The sequence below is a fragment of the Sphingobacteriaceae bacterium genome, from assembly GCA_002319075.1.
Taxonomy (GTDB): Bacteria; Bacteroidota; Bacteroidia; order B-17B0; family Aurantibacillaceae; genus Aurantibacillus.
The window spans coordinates 5,029,752-5,049,279 of record NVQB01000001.1; the positions used below are offsets into that span (position 1 = coordinate 5,029,752).

Annotated in this window: 18 protein-coding genes and 1 pseudogene; 5 read left to right on the forward strand and 14 right to left on the reverse strand. The window is 37.6% G+C overall.

The genetic code is table 11. From position 1 onward, the window contains the following. Nucleotides 1–12 precede the first annotated feature (12 nt). Nucleotides 13–3,816, forward strand: coding sequence for a hypothetical protein (locus CNR22_21810; protein PBQ34296.1), 3,804 nt, complete (start codon nucleotides 13–15; stop codon nucleotides 3,814–3,816). Between the two features lie 165 nt (nucleotides 3,817–3,981). On the opposite strand, the gene CNR22_21815 is transcribed toward CNR22_21810, so the two are convergent. The 5 genes and pseudogenes from CNR22_21815 to CNR22_21835 form a co-directional block, all read right to left on the reverse strand. Beyond that, nucleotides 3,982–4,368 (reverse strand): hypothetical protein, encoded by a 387-nt coding sequence (locus tag CNR22_21815; GenBank protein ID PBQ34297.1) that lies wholly within the window; start codon nucleotides 4,366–4,368, stop codon nucleotides 3,982–3,984. Between the two features lie 101 nt (nucleotides 4,369–4,469). After that, nucleotides 4,470–7,283: a carbamoyl phosphate synthase large subunit gene (locus tag CNR22_21820; GenBank protein ID PBQ34298.1), complete on the reverse strand. Its 2,814-nt coding sequence runs from the start codon at nucleotides 7,281–7,283 to the stop codon at nucleotides 4,470–4,472. A 69-nt stretch (nucleotides 7,284–7,352) separates the two neighbouring features. Next, nucleotides 7,353–7,695 (reverse strand): annotated as a pseudogene (locus CNR22_21825) (RNA-binding protein). 114 nt (nucleotides 7,696–7,809) lie between these two features. Continuing rightward, the gene (locus CNR22_21830) at nucleotides 7,810–8,190 is read right to left on the reverse strand and encodes a reactive intermediate/imine deaminase (protein ID PBQ34299.1); all 381 of its coding nucleotides are present in this window, start codon (nucleotides 8,188–8,190) and stop codon (nucleotides 7,810–7,812) included. Nucleotides 8,191–8,255: 65 nt separating this feature from the next. Continuing rightward, entirely contained in the window at nucleotides 8,256–10,304 is a 2,049-nt protein-coding gene (locus CNR22_21835) for a phenylacetic acid degradation bifunctional protein PaaZ (GenBank protein PBQ34300.1), read from the reverse strand. A 138-nt stretch (nucleotides 10,305–10,442) separates the two neighbouring features. Here CNR22_21835 and CNR22_21840 point away from each other — a divergent pair, with 138 nt between their 5' ends. After that, complete coding sequence (locus CNR22_21840; protein PBQ34301.1) at nucleotides 10,443–11,159, forward strand: hypothetical protein; 717 nt, start codon at nucleotides 10,443–10,445, stop codon at nucleotides 11,157–11,159. Between the two features lie 4 nt (nucleotides 11,160–11,163). On the opposite strand, the gene CNR22_21845 is transcribed toward CNR22_21840, so the two are convergent. Together CNR22_21845 and CNR22_21850 are read right to left on the reverse strand one after the other, a co-directional pair. Next, a complete protein-coding gene (locus tag CNR22_21845) occupies nucleotides 11,164–11,775 on the reverse strand; it encodes a DEAD/DEAH box helicase (protein PBQ34302.1) in 612 nt (203 codons plus the stop codon). A gap of 16 nt (nucleotides 11,776–11,791) precedes the next feature. Further along, on the reverse strand, nucleotides 11,792–12,490 hold the full coding sequence (locus CNR22_21850) for a DNA-binding response regulator (GenBank protein PBQ34303.1): 699 nt from the start codon (nucleotides 12,488–12,490) through the stop codon (nucleotides 11,792–11,794). A gap of 79 nt (nucleotides 12,491–12,569) precedes the next feature. On the opposite strand from CNR22_21850, the gene CNR22_21855 reads away from it, so the two are divergent. Continuing rightward, a complete protein-coding gene (locus CNR22_21855) occupies nucleotides 12,570–12,863 on the forward strand; it encodes a hypothetical protein (GenBank protein PBQ34304.1) in 294 nt (97 codons plus the stop codon). 167 nt (nucleotides 12,864–13,030) lie between these two features. Continuing rightward, entirely contained in the window at nucleotides 13,031–13,249 is a 219-nt protein-coding gene (locus CNR22_21860; GenBank protein ID PBQ34305.1) for a hypothetical protein, read from the forward strand. A 191-nt stretch (nucleotides 13,250–13,440) separates the two neighbouring features. Here the strand turns inward: CNR22_21860 and CNR22_21865 are convergent, their stop codons facing one another. From CNR22_21865 to CNR22_21875, 3 genes are all read right to left on the reverse strand, one after another. Beyond that, nucleotides 13,441–13,689: a hypothetical protein gene (locus CNR22_21865; GenBank protein ID PBQ34306.1), complete on the reverse strand. Its 249-nt coding sequence runs from the start codon at nucleotides 13,687–13,689 to the stop codon at nucleotides 13,441–13,443. Between the two features lie 744 nt (nucleotides 13,690–14,433). After that, complete coding sequence (locus tag CNR22_21870) at nucleotides 14,434–14,694, reverse strand: hypothetical protein (protein ID PBQ34307.1); 261 nt, start codon at nucleotides 14,692–14,694, stop codon at nucleotides 14,434–14,436. A 313-nt stretch (nucleotides 14,695–15,007) separates the two neighbouring features. Next, nucleotides 15,008–15,610, reverse strand: coding sequence for a hypothetical protein (locus CNR22_21875; GenBank protein ID PBQ34308.1), 603 nt, complete (start codon nucleotides 15,608–15,610; stop codon nucleotides 15,008–15,010). Between the two features lie 402 nt (nucleotides 15,611–16,012). On the opposite strand from CNR22_21875, the gene CNR22_21880 reads away from it, so the two are divergent. Continuing rightward, complete coding sequence (locus CNR22_21880; GenBank protein PBQ34309.1) at nucleotides 16,013–16,687, forward strand: uracil-DNA glycosylase; 675 nt, start codon at nucleotides 16,013–16,015, stop codon at nucleotides 16,685–16,687. Here CNR22_21880 and CNR22_21885 read toward each other — a convergent pair. From CNR22_21885 to CNR22_21900, 4 genes are all read right to left on the reverse strand, one after another. Then, nucleotides 16,668–17,351, reverse strand: a complete 684-nt coding sequence (locus tag CNR22_21885; protein ID PBQ34310.1) for a hypothetical protein — start codon at nucleotides 17,349–17,351, stop codon at nucleotides 16,668–16,670. The genes CNR22_21880 and CNR22_21885 overlap by 20 nt on opposite strands. An 81-nt stretch (nucleotides 17,352–17,432) precedes the next feature. Next, nucleotides 17,433–17,879 carry a GNAT family N-acetyltransferase gene (locus CNR22_21890; GenBank protein PBQ34311.1) on the reverse strand — a complete coding sequence of 149 codons (447 nt, stop codon included), beginning with the start codon at nucleotides 17,877–17,879 and terminating at the stop codon, nucleotides 17,433–17,435. After that, nucleotides 17,879–18,241 (reverse strand): CoA-binding protein, encoded by a 363-nt coding sequence (locus tag CNR22_21895; GenBank protein ID PBQ34312.1) that lies wholly within the window; start codon nucleotides 18,239–18,241, stop codon nucleotides 17,879–17,881. Before CNR22_21895 ends, CNR22_21890 begins: the two co-directional genes overlap by 1 nt. Beyond that, complete coding sequence (locus tag CNR22_21900) at nucleotides 18,241–19,500, reverse strand: MFS transporter (protein PBQ34313.1); 1,260 nt, start codon at nucleotides 19,498–19,500, stop codon at nucleotides 18,241–18,243. Before CNR22_21900 ends, CNR22_21895 begins: the two co-directional genes overlap by 1 nt. Nucleotides 19,501–19,528: the final 28 nt, after the last annotated feature.

Sequence of the window (19,528 nt, forward strand, 5' to 3'; positions counted from 1 at the left end):
AAAAACCAATCAATGAGTAAAATTAAAATTTCCATCCCGCTAATAATTTTGTTATTATTATCTATATGCAAAACGGGCTCTGCTCAATTTGCTATCGATCCACTATTTTATCATGTATTCGATAAAGATTCATTAGTAGGGTTTGACGAAAATGCTGCACGTGCGTCTGCGATCTCCGAGCGCTTCTTAGGCTCTGAATTCAAGATTAGAATGTTCAGGTTGAAGAGGGAGTTTATTAATAATAAATATAATCTGGTTCATACTTCACCTATAATGTATGATATCAATACTTATTTGGATAATAACAGACCAGCAGCGCAACCTGGTTGTGTAAATGAGGATTTTGAAGCTTCATCTCCCGGAGTTATAACAAGTTCAACGCAAATTACGGGCTGGACAATTACTGGAGGCTTAAATAATCCATATCTATCTACCAGTTCCACTTCCGGACCATTTAGTCCGACAAATTCAGCGGGTTACAGCCCTTATTTTCCCAGCGGACTTCCTGGAGTAACATCTTGTAATTTACTTGGTTGTTGCCCAATGCCTCCAGCACACTCTGAACTCATAGATTGCAGTGCCGCAGGTGGATATTTCGACGCAACAATTGGAACCCAATATTCTATTTACTCTGTATTTGGTACAGGCACAGTGAGTGGAGCTGCAGCTGCCAATAGCCAAATAACTCAGGGTTTATTTGGAACCAAAGTACTAAGATTAAATGATGAATTGACTTCAGATTTTAGCTTGGAAAAGTTATCGAAAACTTTCGCTGTAACAGCTTCCAATGCATTGTTTCAATTTGCTTTTATTTCAGTTTTTGCCCCAGGCCACTCTTGTTGCGACGCGGGTGGTTTTCAAATCCGTTTAAGTAATGCGAGTGCTAATACAGTTATTCCTTGTCCTAATTTTTCAGTGTCGGCACCCAGCAGTAACTGTACAGGAACGGTTCCTGTTACATACTACAATTGCGGCGACGGATCGGTTTATGATCCGAACAATAATTTCGGTAACATTTATCATCCATGGAAAATTAACTCCATGGATTTAACTTCGTACATAGGGCAAAATATAACCATCGACATTATCATTTCTGATTGTAACGCAGGTGGTCACTTTGGCTGTATTTATTTTGACGCGCAGTGTGGACCGATGATGGTTTACGGAAACGGGAATGCTTATGATGCCGGGTTAAACGTCACTGTTCCTACTTGTGGCGCTGCTGGTGCAACAATTTGCGCTGCTGATGGACTAGGGCCATACTCTTGGTCAGGGCCAGGTTTAACTGCAAGTCAAACGTTCCCATCTTATACAAACCAATGCATCACAGCAACAGTTTCTGCTCAATTTACACTTTCGATGCAACCCGCGGGTTCTTGCGCGCCTATTTCACGTGTTGTTAATAGCACCATTACTCCAGCACCATTACTAAATGCATCAGCTATTCAAGCCCAATGCGGAAATTCTTTAGCGGTAGTATCAATTACCCCTAGTGGTTCAGCAGCTAACCCATCTTCTATAACATGGTCGCAAGGAAATTTAGTATCTCTCAATAGTACAACCACACAAGGTACTTATTCTGTTTTGCCCGTTGGTGGACCTCCTGTTGTTGTTGCAATAACGGCGAGTGACCCTTTAGGTTGTAAAATAACAACAACGATAAACGTTGATGCCGCTCCCCCAACTCCTACATTCGCCCTTCTTAATAATACAGGTTCACCAAGTATTACGTGTACATATCCAACGATTGATTTATCGGCAACTACCACCTATTCTTACAATAATGGATCTCTGAATTATTTCTGGGCAAGTGCCAGTGCCACCTTTGTTACTAATACCATTACCGCTATTAATCCTGGAACTTATACCGTGACTGGTACAGATCCGGTTACAAATTGTAAGAGTACAAATTTGATTAGTCTTGGAATCAACACTGTAGCTCCGCAATCAGTTATAAACCCAAATACTCAAAACATTACCTGTAACTTAACAAGTGTAACGCCAGTTACGATTACTGCAAATCCAACTGTAAATGTTACCCAGCAAATTTTAGCCCCTCAGGGTGGTACTTTTTCTTCTACCTCTTATACTGCGCTATATTTACCAGGCGGTGTAGGAACGTTTACATATGTTGTAGTAAATGATATCAATGGATGTACAACATTAAAAAACTTCTCAGTAACATCCAATCAGGGCTTTCCAAGTTTTAATGTTAGTAGTCCTCAAAACTTCAGTTTAGGTTGTAGCTCTAAAAGTTGCGCCATTGTCAATATAGTAAATGGAAATACAACCCCTCAGGGAGGGCCGGTATCTTATACACTTCTTGCTCCTTCGAGTTCCTCTGCAACACAAAGTGGGCCTTTAAGTACAAATTCAACATATACTGTTTGTACTCCAGGAACATATACGGTCATTACAAAAGACAATACCAGTCTTTGTGAGACCCGTGTGCCAATTTCTATCTTACAAAATACAGTTACTCCAGCAATGGCAACCTCTTTCGATACGCAGGTTTTAGATTGCGATCGTCCGAGGGTAACTTTAAAAGGATCGAGTACAACACCAAATGTTGCTTACTCCTGGATGTTTGTCGGCACCCCTAACACACAGCAGGGCGATACTATAACAGCGTATGCACTTAATTCCACCCCTAATGCTACAACCGTAAACAGTTATACTTTTGTAATCAAAGATCAGAGCAGTGAATGTGTAAGTTATACTACCATTCCAATTTATCAGAATCTGGCACTTCCATTACCTTCGATAAGCAGATCAACACCTTCTGTAACCTGCAAGACTCCAACGATCGTTTTGACTAATAACAGCGCTTCGGGTATAACAGCATATCCGCATCCACAACCTGTTATAGCGTATATTTGGAACGGACCTTCGCCACAACAGCCTTTATCCACATCTACAACGTATACCGGTGCTACTGTTGGTATTTACACAATGACTGCAAAAGATCTAAATAATGGTTGCACAGCTATTGCTACCACCACTGTTTTTGACGGTAAATTATATCCTGATTTAACAGGCAGTAAGCTCATAGACACTCTAGATTGCGGCGCAACATTAGTTAAGCTAAAAGCTGTCCCTATTGATCCGACACAGAAATATGAGTACAAATGGACATCGCCACCTACAGTAAGCGTGTCAGGATCGGATAAGCAAGAGTTTTCGGTAGGTAGTACCGGTGAGTATGCTGTTATAGTAACTAATACAATTAACGGATGTTTAAGAGGTGCTAATTTTGCAGTGGTTAATGGATCATTAAATGCTGATTTTGTTGCAAGTACTGAAACCGGTTTCGCCCCACTTACTGTTAATTTCACAAATTTATCTTCATCATCAAATGGTTCATCCAATGTAAATTCGGTATGGAATTTCGGTAACAGTTCTTCTCTAACCTATAGCAGCGTAGCAGGTTCAAGTGCTTTATATACGCAACCTGGAAGTTACACGGTTACCCTTTATGCTACTAAAGGAACTTGTCTGGCCAGTAAACAAAGGGTAATTAACGTCGATATTCCTTCAGTACTGGAAATTCCGAATGTTTTTACTCCGAATCAAGATGGTGTAAATGACCTGTTTTATATTAAGGCAAGTAACCTAACGGATATTAAGGCGGTAATTTTTGACCGTTGGGGTAAAACAGTTTATGAATTGCATTCAAAAAGCGGAAACATTGAGTGGGATGGAAAAAATCTCCAGGGTAAGGAAGCTGCTGAAGGCGTTTACTTCTACACTATTAAAGCCACCGGTAAAGATGCATCGACTTATGATAAAAAGGGAACTATAAGTTTATTCCGCTAAAACTAACTTATACTATCAAAAAATCCGGTCAATTGACCGGATTTTTTTTTGATATGATTTCTGAATAACTTCTTCAGGATCATCAAAATATAATTATGTATAGCCATAAATATAAAAGCGGCAGATGTTATTTCATCTGCCGCTTTCAATTTTAGTAAAATAAAACTAGTTTGGCTTCACAACTGCATTCGCCTCTCTATAAGATAAGATGTGTTTACTCATTTTAAGTTTTTCATCGTCTGTTAACTTAGCTTTTGGAGACATTTTTTCAATTTCATGAACCCATTTTTTTTCTCCAAATTCCATAATATCGTAAAGCATATGGCAGCTGGCACACTTACCAGTATAAATACCCTGACCTTCCTGTATTTCTGCAAGAGTAGTATTTGGCCAACGTTTGTTTGCAACTTCTAACTGTTTGTCAGAAGGTGTGTAAGAGGGCTTTGCTACTAACGGAGCGGGTGGGGGAGTAGTCTCGGTTTTTTTTGTAGTCTTGCAATAGGCTAAAAAAACAAGGCCAACTGCAATTAAGGAATATTTAATGTTTTTCATATGGTGTTAGTATGGCTAATTTATACTCGTATGTTATAGCGCTTGACACTTATTATCCTTGTTTGCTAGTATTGGGCAAACATGGTTATTTCAAGCACTTACTATTTACTTAAATAAAGGTTTCTTTCGCTATAAACATTTTGAAAAAACTCATCCTGTAAATCATCAATAAAATAAATTGCTTCACCAGTGCTTTTCATTTCGGGACCTAATTCTTTTTGAATTTCAGGAAACTTCTCATAACTGAAAACTGGGATTTTTATGGCGTACCCTTTTTTCTTTGGAGCAAATTTAAAATCTTTTACTTTAGCTCCCAGCATCACTTTCGTAGCATAATTTACATAAGGTTCATCGTACGCTTTGGCAATAAATGGCACAGTGCGTGAAGCTCTTGGATTTGCTTCGATAATATAAACCTTACCATTTTTAACAGCAAACTGGATATTTAGTAAGCCCACGGTTTTAAGAGCAACAGCAATCTTTTTAGTGTGATCTTCAATTTGTCTAATAACATCGTCACTTAAATCGAAGGGCGGCAGAACAGCATAACTATCACCGCTATGAATACCTGCAGGTTCAATGTGTTCCATAATTCCGATGATGTAAACATCCTCTCCATCACATATTGCATCTGCCTCGGCCTCGATGGCACCTTGTAAAAAGTGATCCAGTAAAACTTTATTATCTGGAAGATCGTTTAATAATTTTACAACGTGTTGTTCCAGTTCTTCCTCATTGATAACAATCTTCATGCTTTGTCCACCCAATACATAACTTGGACGCACTAATAAAGGAAATCCTAATTTTTTGGAAAGTGTAATTGCTTCTTCTGCATCTTCAATTACGCCAAACTCAGGATAAGGAATATTATTTTCTTTTAATAAGTTCGAAAAGCTTCCACGGTCTTCGGCAAGATCTAAAGATTTAAAATCTGTACCAATGATTTTAATACCATACCTATCAAGTTTTTCAGCAAGCTTAAGTGCGGTTTGGCCGCCTAATTGTACTATTACACCTTCAGGTTTTTCATGAAGAATGATATCATAAATATGTTCCCAGAATACAGGTTCAAAATACAGTTTATCTGCCGTACTAAAATCTGTACTAACAGTTTCGGGATTACAGTTAATCATGATGGTTTCATAACCCATTTCTTTCGCTGCCAGAACTCCATGTACGCAGCTGTAATCGAACTCAATACCTTGTCCGATACGGTTAGGACCACTTCCCAGGATGACGATTTTCTTTTTGTTGCTACTTACACTTTCATTTTCGTCTTCGAAAGTAGAGTAGTAGTAAGGCGTTTTCGCTTCAAACTCTGCAGCGCAGGTGTCCACTAATTTATAAACGCGTTTAATTCCTAAATCATTTCTTTTTGCATAAACTTCACTTTCCTTGCAACGAAGTAAATGTGCAATCTGACGGTCGGCATAGCCTTTTTGTTTTGCTTCGTATAAAAGATCTTTTGAAAGGCCTTTCAAATCAAATTTTTCTATCTCTTTTTCGAGCGCAATCATTTCTTCAATTTGCTGAAGAAACCACATATCGATGCGGGTTAATTTCTGAATAGTTTTGATAGAGATACCCATTTTCATGGCATCGTAGATCATAAACAAGCGGTTCCAGCTTGGACGTTCCAATGCTCTGAGAAGTTCAGCCTGATCGGTAATTTCTTTTCCGTCAGCCCCTAAACCATTACGTTTAATTTCCAAGCTCTGACAGGCTTTTTGTAAAGCTTCCTGAAAACTTCTTCCGATAGCCATCACCTCGCCAACAGATTTCATCTGGAAACCTAATTCGCGGTTACAGCCTTTGAACTTATCAAAATTCCAACGCGGTATTTTTACAATAACATAATCTAAAGTAGGCTCAAAGTAGGCTGAAGTAGATTTTGTAATTTGATTTATTAATTCGTCAAGTTGATATCCTATTGCTAATTTGCTTGCAATACGTGCGATCGGATAACCTGTTGCTTTACTGGCTAATGCTGATGATCGCGAAACGCGAGGATTGATTTCTATTGCGATAATTTCTTCCTTCTCGTCATCACTTACCGCGAATTGTACGTTGCATCCACCCGAAAAATTACCAATGCTGCGCATCATTTTGATGGCCATGGTACGCATTTTCTGATAAGTGCTGTCGCTAAGAGTTTGTGCAGGAGCAACAGTAATGCTATCTCCGGTGTGAACTCCCATTGGATCGAAATTTTCGATAGAACAAATAATGGCTACGTTATCATTTTTATCACGCAATAATTCCAATTCATATTCTTTCCAGCCAAGAACAGCTTTATCAATAAGTACTTCGTGTATCGGGGAAGTTTGAAGCCCACGATTTAATAACGCATCGAAATTTTCCTTTTCATAAACAACCGAACCGCCGCTTCCACCAAGGGTAAACGAGGGGCGGATAACTAAAGGGAAACCAAATTCCTGTGCAACACTTTTTCCTTCGAGGAAAGATTTTGCTATTTTACTCGGTGCCATTGCCACACCAATCTCCTCCATACGAGCACGAAAAAGATCGCGATCTTCAGTTACTTTAATCGCCTCAATGTCTACTCCAATCATTTTCACATTGTACTTTTCCCAAATGCCCATGTCTTCACATTTAAGAGCCAGGTTTAAAGCGGTTTGTCCCCCCATGGTAGGGAGTACAGCATCTATTTGTTGTTCTTCAAGAATTTTTATTATGGATTTAACTTCCAATGGCAACAAGTAAATATTATCTGCAGTTACCTTGTCCGTCATAATTGTTGCAGGATTGGAGTTGATCAGCGTCACTTCAATTCCTTCTTCGCGAAGACTTTTAGCAGATTGTGAACCAGAATAATCGAATTCGCAGGCTTGTCCAATAACGATGGGACCTGAACCTATAATTAACACGGATTTTATGGAAGTATCTTTAGGCATTTGTTTTTTTGAGATTAAAAATCCTGCAAAGATAATAAGAAGATGCGTTTTTTTTAGGAAAGATATTGACTAAATATTAAATAAAACACAAATAAAAAACCCGGAACTTTTGATTCCGGGTTTTATAGAACAAGACCTATAATTATTGTTGTGCTTCCTGCGCAGGTTCTTTTTTACCTTTTGCTTCTGCCACAACAATGTTGCGTTCGTAATGCTCTGTGCCATTTAAAGCGTTGATGGCAACGTTTGCATCGTTGTCATTAGCCATCTCGACAAAACCATAGCCTTTACTTCTTCTGGTTTCCTTGTCTTTAATGATTCGTACACTAGTTACCTCACCATACTGTGAGAAAAGTTCGCTGAGTGATTGTTCTCTAACTTTAAAACTGATGTTGCTGATAAAAATGTTCATAGTTGTCTGTTTTTGTGTGTCTAGTAAAGGTAGAGATAAAAAATACAAAAGCAAATATTTCAACAAAATTTGTTAAATATTAATCAATATTTAACAAAATTGACTTTTGTCAACTTAAAACAGAATTGCTTCAACACTAATTTCAACATTTGCATCTTTTGGAAGACGCGCTGCCTGGATAGTTGCCCTTGCCGGAAACTCCCCTTTAAAATAGGAAGCATAAACCTCATTAACATGTACGAAGTTGTTCATATCATTTAAAAATATAGTGCTCTTAACAACATTGTCAAACGTGCATCCGCCGGCCTTCAGAATTTCTCCAATATAATCCATTACCATTTTAGCTTCTTCTTTTATACTGGTTTTTACAAGTTGTTTGCTTTGTAAGTCCATAGCTATGGTGCCGCTAACAAACATAATATTATTTACGATAATAGCCTGGTTGTAGGGCCCGATAGGAGCAGGTGCGTTAGGGGTATTGATGATTTTTTTCATTGTATTGCTTAGTTAGTGAAACAAATATAAGATTTATACAAAACGGTAATTATTATTTTTAAGCTTTAATCCTGATTCTTCATTTTAACCATTGTTAGAATAGTTGCTATGGCAACTGTTTCGCCGGTTTCGTCGTAAACGTCTACCAGCCATTTAACAATCCCTTTTGCAATATCTTCCTCATTCTTTTTTTCCTGCGCTATTTTTTCTTTGCAGGTAAACCGCACGCCAATTGTACTTCCCATATAAACAGGCTTGGTGAAACGGCATTCATCAATGCCATAATTCAACAAAACCGGACCTTTTTTTGCATTTACGAACAAGCCAGCCGCTTTACTTAAAATATAGTATCCATGGGCAACACGGCCTGTAAATATTGTACCATCGAGGCTTGTTACATCTGTATGTGCATAAAAATGGTCTCCGCTAACATTGGCGAAATTCACTACGTCGGCTTCAGTTACTGTGTGCTTAGCCGTTATCAGAGTTTCCCCAATTTCAAGATCTTCGAAGTATTGACGGAAGGGATGGATATCCTTTTCAATTTGTTTTGCGCCTTGTTGATATTGGTTTAAAATATGCGTAATAGTTGTTGGGGATCCTTGTATTGCAGTACGTTGCAGGTAATGAAAAACCCCGCGTTTACCACCCATTTCTTCTCCACCACCAGCACGCCCCGGTCCGCCATGCACAAGCAGTGGCATAGGGGATCCATGTCCGGTACTTTCTTTTGCGCATTCGCGATTAAGAACAAGAATTCTGCCGTGCATGCAAGCTGCGCCAATAGTGTACATACGAGCAATACGATCATCAGCTGTGATTATGCTACTTACAAGACTTCCTTTGCCCATACGGCTCAATTCAATAGCTTCATCAATGGTTTTGTAGGGCATTAATGTACTTACCGGACCAAAAGCTTCTACATTGTGGCAATCGGTATTTGAAAAAGGCTTTTCATTAAGAAAAATAATTGGAGGCATAAAGGCACCTTTCTTTTTATCAGCACCTTTAACTTCAAATTTTTCGAAATCGCCAATAATTATTTTTTGAGATTTACTGAGAAGTTCTACTTTTTCTTTTACCTCCAGAAGTTGTGCTTGGCCTGCCAATGAGCCCATCTTAACACCTTCAACGTTAGGATCTCCGATAACACTTTGTGCCAAACGTTTTCCTAAAGCAATTTGAACATCCTCCACCATATTTTCGGGAACAATGATTCTTCTAACAGCTGTACATTTCTGTCCGGCTTTGGTCGTTATTTCCCTGGCTACTTCTTTAATAAAAATGTCAAACTCAGGCATCTCAGTGGTAACATCGGTTCCAAGTACACAACAGTTAAGTGAATCAGCTTCCATATTAAAATGAACGGATTCCTGCAAAAGCCGAGGATGTGCTTTTAACATTTTGCCGGTTGATGCAGATCCGGTAAATGTTACCACATCCTGATTCATCACATGATCCAAGATCCCGTTGGCACTTCCACAAATAAGTTGCAGTGCCCCTTCTGGCAGAATTTTACTGGCAATAATTTCCTTTACAACAACCTCGGTAAGGAACGAAGTAACAGTTGCGGGTTTCACAATTGCGGGAACACCTGCTAACCAATTCACTGCCACTTTTTCAAGCATGCCCCAAACCGGAAAATTAAATGCATTAATATGAATAGCAACACCTTCTTTAGGAACACAAATATGATGCCCGATAAAAGTATTGTTCTTTGAAAGTCTTGCTACATCTCCATCATAACAATAGGTTTCGTTAGGAAATTGACGACGCAAAGAGGCGTATGAAAATAAATTTCCTATTCCTCCTTCAATGTCTACCCAACTGTCTATTCTAGTTGCTCCCGTGGCCCAACTCACTTTGTAAAATTCTTCTTTTTTACTCATTAAATGCAGGGCAAGGGCTTTCAACATCAGCCCACGTTCCTGGAAGGTCATTTTTCTCAGCTTTGGTCCACCCACATTGCGGGCGTAATCACACATCATTCCAAAATCGAGTCCTCTGCTGCTTGTTGTAGCAATGGTTTCACCGGTAATGGCATTAAATAAATCCTGTCCTTTTTCAGATCCTGCAACCCATTGTCCGCAGGCATAATTATGTAGCTGGTTCATATTTTAGAGTGCTTTTTAAGCAGGTTAAAAGTAAGAAAGGAATATTTAATAAACCATCTTTTATTTCCATCTTGATTTTAAATTTTAAGTAATTTTAGGAACTTCACTCAAAAGATAGCACGCCGTTTGAATTATGAAATGAAACACACATCTATGAAAAATTTATTTATTCAAATCTGCCTTTGTATCGCTTTATTTTCAAGCCTTAGCGCACAGGACCTTGGAAAGGTTATCATTCGCAATGCAAGCCCAAACTACCCCGGGTTTATAATATCCCTGAACGGGGTTAGAACCAGTAATGAGTACAGTTCAACGATCTGTTTCGACTATCTCGAGGAAAAAAATTACCGGGTAAAACTGTTGCAGGCCGGTTCTGCGAACATCCTTTCTTTTATGGTAAGCAGCGCTCCAAATTATGTTTCCAAATATATTTTAAACAAAGACAATACAGGAAATTACTCTTTGATTTTGGAAAGCAAAGTCCTTATAACGGAACAAAATCAATCGCCACAGCCTTTACCGGGCGCAGAGAGTTTTAGTCCGGCTCCTCAGGCTAACGTTGTAACCGCCATGTTGGATGCGGATTATAATGAAATGATCAAATCAGTAAAAAAGGAAAGCCTTGAGGGTACAAAACTCGAAATGGCAAAAACGTTTTTTGGAAATCAGCATCTTTCTTCAGCGCAGGTAGCGGGTATTTTAAAAGTTTTTTCCCTCGAAAACTCCAAATTAAACTTCGCGAAATATGCTTATTCACGCACCATCGATAAATCTAATTACTTTAAGGTTTACGATGTTTTCAGCTTAAGCGGATCGAAGAAAGAGATGTCTGAATACATTAAGAATAATCCGTAATGGATTATTCAATCTCTATAAGATATGGTGCTACCATAAATTTGTGAATCAACTTCTCTACCTTTTCATTTAATTCGGTTGTAAAAACCAGGTGTTGACATTTGGGCAGACTGGAAGTAAGGCGATCTACCTGGCCCTGCCATGAATGTTTAATCATCAGTTCAGGATCATCCATAACAAACAATTTCAGCTTATTAAGGTTAATGCTGCTGGCAAAATAAAGATCGAGAAGCCTTTTTGGAGTACCTATCAAAATATCGGTGCCTTCGTAAATCTCGGCATTTTGAGCATCTATTTTGCCATCTTCGAAAGCTGCGTTTACTCTAAGATCTGTACCACGGGTAAATGACTTTAATTGCTCCAACAAGGTTTTTCCAGTCTCGTTACTCCCGGCCAGAATCAATACTTTAGGCACATCATCGATGGCACGTTGCAATTTATGAATGGAGGCAATGCTCACGAGTGTACTTTTGCCGGAGCCTTCAGGAGCCACAAAAATAACATCGCCGCCTGAATTAATTTTCGGAAGTCCTTGTTCCTGCAATGGAGTAGGGGTTTCCAATTTATTTTCTACAAGTGTGGTATAGAATCTCTTATTTAATTTTTCTTTGAACATCAGTCGTGCAAAGATATTAACTATTTGCGATAAACTTATACCCAACGCCTCTTATAGAGTGAAAGTGTTTGGGTTCTTTTGGATTTTCTTCAAAATATTTCCGAAAATTGAGTATGTAATTGTCAATTGTTCTGGAGGATGCATTTTCATTAACGTCCCAAAGCTTTTCTATAATTTCATCGCGGGAAATAACTTTGTTAGGCTCGGAAGTAAGAAGCTCAAGAAGTCCTATTTCACGTTTGGACAAATTTTGTTTATCGCCCCTGATATCCACAATTTCGTAGGTTTGAAAATTAATACTACAGCTTGCAAAACTAAATACAGTGTCTACTTCCTTCTGAGTTCTTTTTAATAAATTACTTATGCGAAGTAAAAGTTCCTCAAGATCAAAGGGTTTGGTAATGTAGTCGTCGGCGCCTAATTTCAAGCCTCCAATTTTATCTGCTGTTTGATTTTTTGCTGTTAAAAAAATAACCGGAATCCCGGGTTCCATAATTTTAAACTCTTTGCAAAGGTCGAAGCCATTTATATCCGGAAGCATTACATCCAGCAAGACAAGATTTATATACGTTCTGTTTTTGGTAAAAAGCTTAAGCGCTTCATCTCCGGTTCGGGCCACTGTTACCAGATAATTTTCAAGTTTTAAATTCAATGCAAGGGTGTTTGCAAGATTTTCTTCGTCCTCTACTAGTAAGATATGATACTGACCTGTCATTAATTTCTAAAAGTAATGGGATAAGGCTTTATTAGTACATATCTTTATAAAATTAAATCACCAATTACCTGTTAACTAAGTGAACGAGGCACCAATAAAAATATACACAGATGGCAGCTGTCACACACAATTGCTTTGCGGTGCATGGGCAGCCATTGTTTTTATCGGCAACGAAAAAATTATTTTGAAGGGTGAAGAAGCGCAAACTACGCATAACCGGATGGAATTACTGGCAGTGATAAAAGCTGTAGATTATCTTGACCAAAGAGCGTTTCAAAATTCAAAGGTGGAAATATGCTCTGATAGCCAATATGTTGTGAATCTTTTAGTTCGCAAAGAAAAATTAAAACAAAAAAAAATTTATAACCAATAAAGGTACCCCGATTCAAAACGTAGATCTGGTTACAAGGTTAATTCAACAGATAGAAACACACGATTTAAATTTTTTTAAAATTAAAGCGCATCAAAAAGATGGCGACGAAATAAACCGCGAAGTAGATCTTATAGTTAGAAAACAAGTTAGAAAATCTGTATTAAATTATGACTAATCCAGCGTCTAAAGACCCTTTACATGGAAAAACACTGCAAATGATCTTAGAACATTTGGTAAACTATTACGGTTGGGATCATCTAGGCTTAAAAATAAACATCCGGTGTTTTAATGAAAATCCAAGTATAAAATCGAGCCTGACTTTTTTACGAAAAACACCCTGGGCGAGGAAAAAAGTGGAAGACTTGTATATAAGTCTTGTCGCTTAAAATGAAAAACCGCCTTCCTCATTTGCAGCTGAAAGCGGTTAACCAATCTATATCTGAAAAACTGAACTACCAAAACAGCCTTTCAACGTTACAAAATTACGCTTCCAGAGAACAATAGAAATTATGCAAATGTTATCAAACTGAAAAGTTTAATCCATTTCATAAAATAAAAAAATAAATTTCAGTTCAAACTATCTGATGCGTTTAACGAAATCAGGACAACAGTAGCTCACAATTTCAGCTTTGGGATCGCCATTTAAAACAGCATACATTCTAATCTTATTCGGACTGCTAGGGTGCTTTCGGCATTTTCTTTTACCGATAAGTTTTTTTAAATGATTACAGGTGAACTGAGCAACTTCGTTGGAATGGGAAATTGCATTTGAATCCGCGGTGTTGTTACCGTCTTGTTCAAGTAACTTTAGGTCGAATCGTATCATATTTCACAATTTTAAGATTATAGTAAATATAGAACTTTTTTCAATTAGTTCACGATTTAAGCCGGCGGCTTGTAAAGGGAAGGTAAAAGTAAACCGCTCCAGTATGAGAGCGGTTCAGATGAATAAATCTAACACACTTTTTAAATTCATCTTTCTAAAAGTAAAAGATTAAAAATAGAAACAAATCACTCTTTGGGGGGAAATGAGTGAACGGAAATTCAGATCAAAATTAAGTTCCAGAGTTTTAATAGTCCCAGGAATCGTTTGTCTTTTTTAAAAAGCCAGACTCTTTTTTTAACTGGCTTTCGAAGAGGGGTGATTTTTTAACTGTCGCTAATTTAACAGTCTTACGAACAAAATTAGTAGGACTTTTCTTAGCTGAGTTGCTGTCCGATTTCGGAGAATTCCCTTGTTTATTCATTTTATAAAATTAATTCAAATAAGAGGGCAAAGCTAGTTTTTTAACCTTTAATAGTATGTGTTAAAACTGCTATGTCGCGTTTTACCAATATTGGTATTTCCCGTTAAATCAGGCTATTCAACCCATCTATTTTGAAATATAATTTACATTATGTTAAATAGACCCTCACCACGCACCTGTGTTTCGCGCTTCGTATCGTCCTATAATATTAGCAGCACCTGCGGTGCAGACGTTGGAGAGATCGAGTAAATATAAAGCCTATAATTTTACGTTTGGTATAACAGAATACGTTATACTACTTTTTACTTTACTGTCTCTATATTCTATTGGGCTTTGTTTTTTCTTTGATAAATAAAAACTGATAAACTAAACCAGAAAACCGTAAAGCCAAATAGCGCATCAAAAATATCTATTAAATTCCAGCTTCTAAAATACCCGATAATGGTGAAAAAAGATAAAACAAATACCGCGTATAAGTTTGCTAAGATTGGAACTACATTATCTTTATTCTTCTCCATTTCTCTTCCGTCGGCTTTGTCTTTTATGCTTATTAAAATTAAATTGAAAAAAGAAATGGATGACACATACGATGCTAAGTACCAACATCAAAACCCTTTTTAAATAAATAAAGGTCTAAATACCAAAATGGAGTTAATAATATAACCCCAACAATTAAAGATTTTATATCTAAATGCAGTTTGCTAAACCCGTCAAATGAAAATCCCATTCAACGAATATACACAAAACCTCGGCTACATGGTAGCCTCGCCCACCCACCGCCCAAGTATTTGGGCGCACCCTTCGGGACGGGCTTTACGTTTCAATTCCTCGCTTCGCTGCGGGATTTTCACTCCAATCCCTTGCGCTACCAAATGAAACGAAGCTGGCTATTAAAACTTATCGACGCACTTTTTCCAGTGAATCTCGCAACTCAAGAACTCGTTGACGCGCGTAAAGTTCAGTTATTTTGGCTTTGGCTTCAAGCAATTCTTTGTCTAATGTTGATGTCTTATAGTATGGGTAAATTGTAGCCAGTACTGCAAGAATTGAAATAAATATGGGAACTATTTGAAATACTTGCCTTTGAATAACAGTATCTCCACGCATCCAATAAATTCTAAATCGCTGAAAAATATTGAGCTGTGCGTAAAGAAATCCATGTATCCCTTCCACATCAAAACTGAAATTTGGTTTTTTTTCGCTACTAAGCCTCTTTGCCAGCTTGATATAATTAGGATCATAAGTATAGTCATAAAAAGCAAATATTCCATATTCATTGTATATTACTCTTTCTTTCGTTATATCAATTGTAATATCGTATCTATCAGATCCGTTAATCCTGAAAACCTTTACTAGCATATTCCAAATATAACCAATTCCCGTTACCCTAAACCCGTCCCCCAATACGTACCTTCGCCTCTCACGCACAACCAAAGCTATTGAGACATAATGTGATATTATACGTTGCCTGTCGGCTTTCAGCTTCGACAGTCCCCGCATAATACCCGATTATGTTAAATAGAATTAAGCAATATGCACACTTTTACTATTCGTGACTGAGGCCAAAAGCACTTACACTATGATCTAATTAGAGAGATTTTAGAATAAAAGCTAATAACAATTAAAGCTTTAAACAAATAAAGCCGTCTTGGAAGAGACAGCTGGATCAGTAAGGCAAATAATGCTTAAAGAGATGTTTTATGGTTCTGCTCTACTTTACCGTATGCAGGACATCTTTCATGGCTTTTGCAAGAAGATAAAGAAATGGAAACTACAAAAGCTATAAGGGTGATAGAAATTATTTTTTTCATGCTTAGTATATATTTTATAAAGATAACTATTTACTTTCGTTTTTGTATATTAAAAACTTAATTTAACCTTAGTTTTATTAACAACATTTTGATGCCACTAAAAACGCTGAATGACGATTGGAGAGAATTACTTAAACATGAATTTGAACAACCATATTTTTCCAGCTTAATTGAATCCGTAAGTCGGGCTTATAAAACCTCAGTTGTTTATCCACCCGCTGAATTGGTTTTTAACGCGTTGCAGCTTTGCTCCTTTCAGCAAACAAAAGCCGTAATCATTGGACAAGATCCTTATCATGGCTATGGTCAGGCAAATGGGTTAAGTTTTTCGGTGAACGATGGAATGCGCAAGCCCCCCAGCCTCCAAAACATTTTCAAAGAACTTCAATCGGATATTCCTGGATTTCAAATTCCTGAATCAGGGAATCTGGAAGCATGGTCAAAACAAGGTGTTTTGATGTTAAATGCTGTATTAACGGTTGAAGAAGCGAAACCTGGAAGTCACAAAGCGTTTGGTTGGGTACTCTTTACCAATGCATTGATAAAATTAATAAGCGATAAAAAAGAAAAGGTTGTTTTCTTATTGTGGGGAAATTATGCCATTACCAAGTCGGAATTAATTGATTCAACCAAACATTTGGTTCTAACGGCAGCGCATCCGTCACCGCTGGCAAGAGGTAAGTTTTTTGGAAGTAAACATTTTAGTAAAACAAATACCTACCTGATAGAGAATCAATTAAAGCCTATCAATTGGTTTTTAACTTAAGCTTGAATTTTTCACTATGTTTCTTTTTACCGCTGCTTTCGTAGGTAGACCAGGTCCCGGTTTTTAAGTACTCACGAGTTTTTGGAAGGTAAACCAATTCGCCATCTTCTTTTACCTGGCCGTTGGGATAAAATGTTTTATGAGAATATTTTTTACCTTCTTTGTCCAGCATCACTAATTCAGACTGAGTTTCAGCATTTAAAAACCAATTACGCTTAGAAAAAACACTTTGTTGTTCTTTATCGTACTCGATGTTATTTTTGGGAAGGCCGTTGGGAAAAAAGTCAGTTAATTTTTTAGGCATTCCGCTGTAAAAAGCTATTTGATTTTTAATGCTACCGTTATCAAAATAGACATCGATGTTGCAATTTAAGGAATCGGTGTAAGCTACATTGTGTTCGCATTGGCCGTTCTCATAAAAGTTTTTGAAAAGTACAAGGCGCCCATCCCGGTAATAACTTATATGAAGTAATTGTCCGCTATCATAATATTCTTCGTTCCAGCCTTTTACTTCATAGCCATTCTTTTTTATAAGCGCGTAATCCTCTTTAAGGATCTTCATCATTTTATTATAAATAAGAATGCCTTCAGTGCTATCTAGTACATGGGTTTGCGTGCTCCATAGCACATTTTCATTCGACCCGCTATCCTGCGCCTTTGACACATAGCTAATAATAAAAACTGAAAATAATATGAAACAGATCTTTTTCAAAAGGATAAGAAGTGATAAATATACTGAATTATTTTAATGCACTTTATACCTCATTTTTATATGAGGAATATCGTCTTCAAGATATTCTTCGCCTTCTTTAGTGAAGCCTAAATCGGTATAAAATTTAAGAAGATAAGCTTGTGCGGAAATTACAATAGCTTGATTATTATATAATTCCAGTGTTTGTTTAATGCTATGCTTCATTAGTGATTTTCCAAGCCCTTGAGTTCTGAACTCTCTTTTCACGGCTACTCTTCCAATGGAGGGTTCCTGATAAGAGGTTCCTGGAGGTAAAAGACGACTGTATCCGGCCAGCTGGTGATCACTAAAAAGCATTACATGAAACGAAGAAAGATCTTTGTCGTCTACATCCTGATAAGCGCAATTTTGTTCAACCACAAAAATATCACTTCGCAGTTTATAGATCTCAAAAAGCTCTTGAGTGGATAACGATGTAAAGTCTTTTAGAATATAACGCATTAGTATTGTCCTGTACTTAACATCACTAAAGTACAAGCTTCAATACATTCAATGCCTTTTTCAGTTGCTTGTTTTTCAAAATCAGAATTTTCAGTTCCTGGATTAAAGATAATTCTTTTCGGTTTAAGGCTTAAGATATAATCTATCCAAGCTCCTTGATTTTGAGGTCCCACGTATAGCGTAACTGTATCAATATCTTTTAGTTGAGGCTTGTCAGTTGAAATTGTTTCACCTTCAATATTCCCTTGGTGAATTCCTATTGGGTAAACGGGATGTCCGTATTTTTTTAAACGGCTGGTGGCCATGTATGCATAGCGCTCAGGTTTTGGAGAGGCTCCTATGATGGCGGTTGCTTTGCTCATTATTCTGTATAATTAAGGTCTTTGTGGAAAGTTTCTTTAAGATTTATCCACGCTATTAAAGCAAGAATTGCAACTACTATGCCAACCACGATGGCAGCTTTTTGCAGATCTGATGTTCCATCTGAATTTCGAAACTGAGTCTCAAAAAAACGAAATAAGAAGCTGAGAAAAATAACTGAGCCCCTAACAAAATTAGGAGCAGTTGTAGTGGCGGTGGCCCTGATATTTGTGCCAAAAAGTTCAGCTGCTGTGCTCATAAAAACAGCCCAGTATCCGGTTGCGAAACCTATTATAGTTACAACACTGTAGTAATATACTTCTGAAATAATGGCACATTTAAAATAAAGAATAATGGACAAAAATGTCATAATCATAAAAACGGCAAGAGCTTTTTTCCTGCTTTTTAAATAGTGGCTTAACAGACCGCTTGCAATGTCGCCCAAGGTAATTCCCAGGTAGGCGTACATAATTGATTTTCCCGCATCTGGTTTAAAACTTGTAACTTTCATCGACACAAAAATTTCAGGGGCGAAAGTGATAAGAATACCCATCACATACCAAACCGGTACAGCGATCATAATTACACTGAGGTACTGCCCTGCTCTTTTACGATTTTTAAAAAGATCAAGAAAATTTCCTTTGCTGACTTCGGTTTTACGAAGGCTCTCAAACATACCAGACTCTAAAATACCAATACGGAGTATGAGTAGAACCAGACCCATGGCGCCTCCCAAATAAAAACTCCATCGCCAGTTTGTTATCACATCGCCCATAAACCCTGCTACAACCGCTCCAAATACACCCACGGTGGCAACAATCATAGTGCCAATACTTCGCCGCTCTTTACTCATGGTCTCGCTTACCAGAGTAATTCCTGCCCCTAACTCTCCCGCTAGTCCAAATCCGGAAATAAAACGAAGCGCCGAATACATGGGGATGCTTGTAACAAATCCATTGGCGATATTTGCGAGTGAATACATTAAAATAGAACCGAACAAGACCGAAAGTCTTCCTTTTTTGTCTCCGAGTATTCCCCAGAATATTCCTCCTAAAAGCATTCCTCCCATTTGCCAATTGAGCAACGACATGCCAATAGACTTAAGGTTTTCAGAAGTTGCAGCCCTGCCCAAAAGCTCTGTAAGACTATCTTTCCGCTCGACGCTGAAAAGGACAAGATCATAAATATCAACAAAATAGCCTAGGGCAGCTACAATGATTATTTTATTCAAAGAAGAAGAACCAGAAACTATTTTACTCATAGTTGTAGTGGGATATTTTTTCTATACA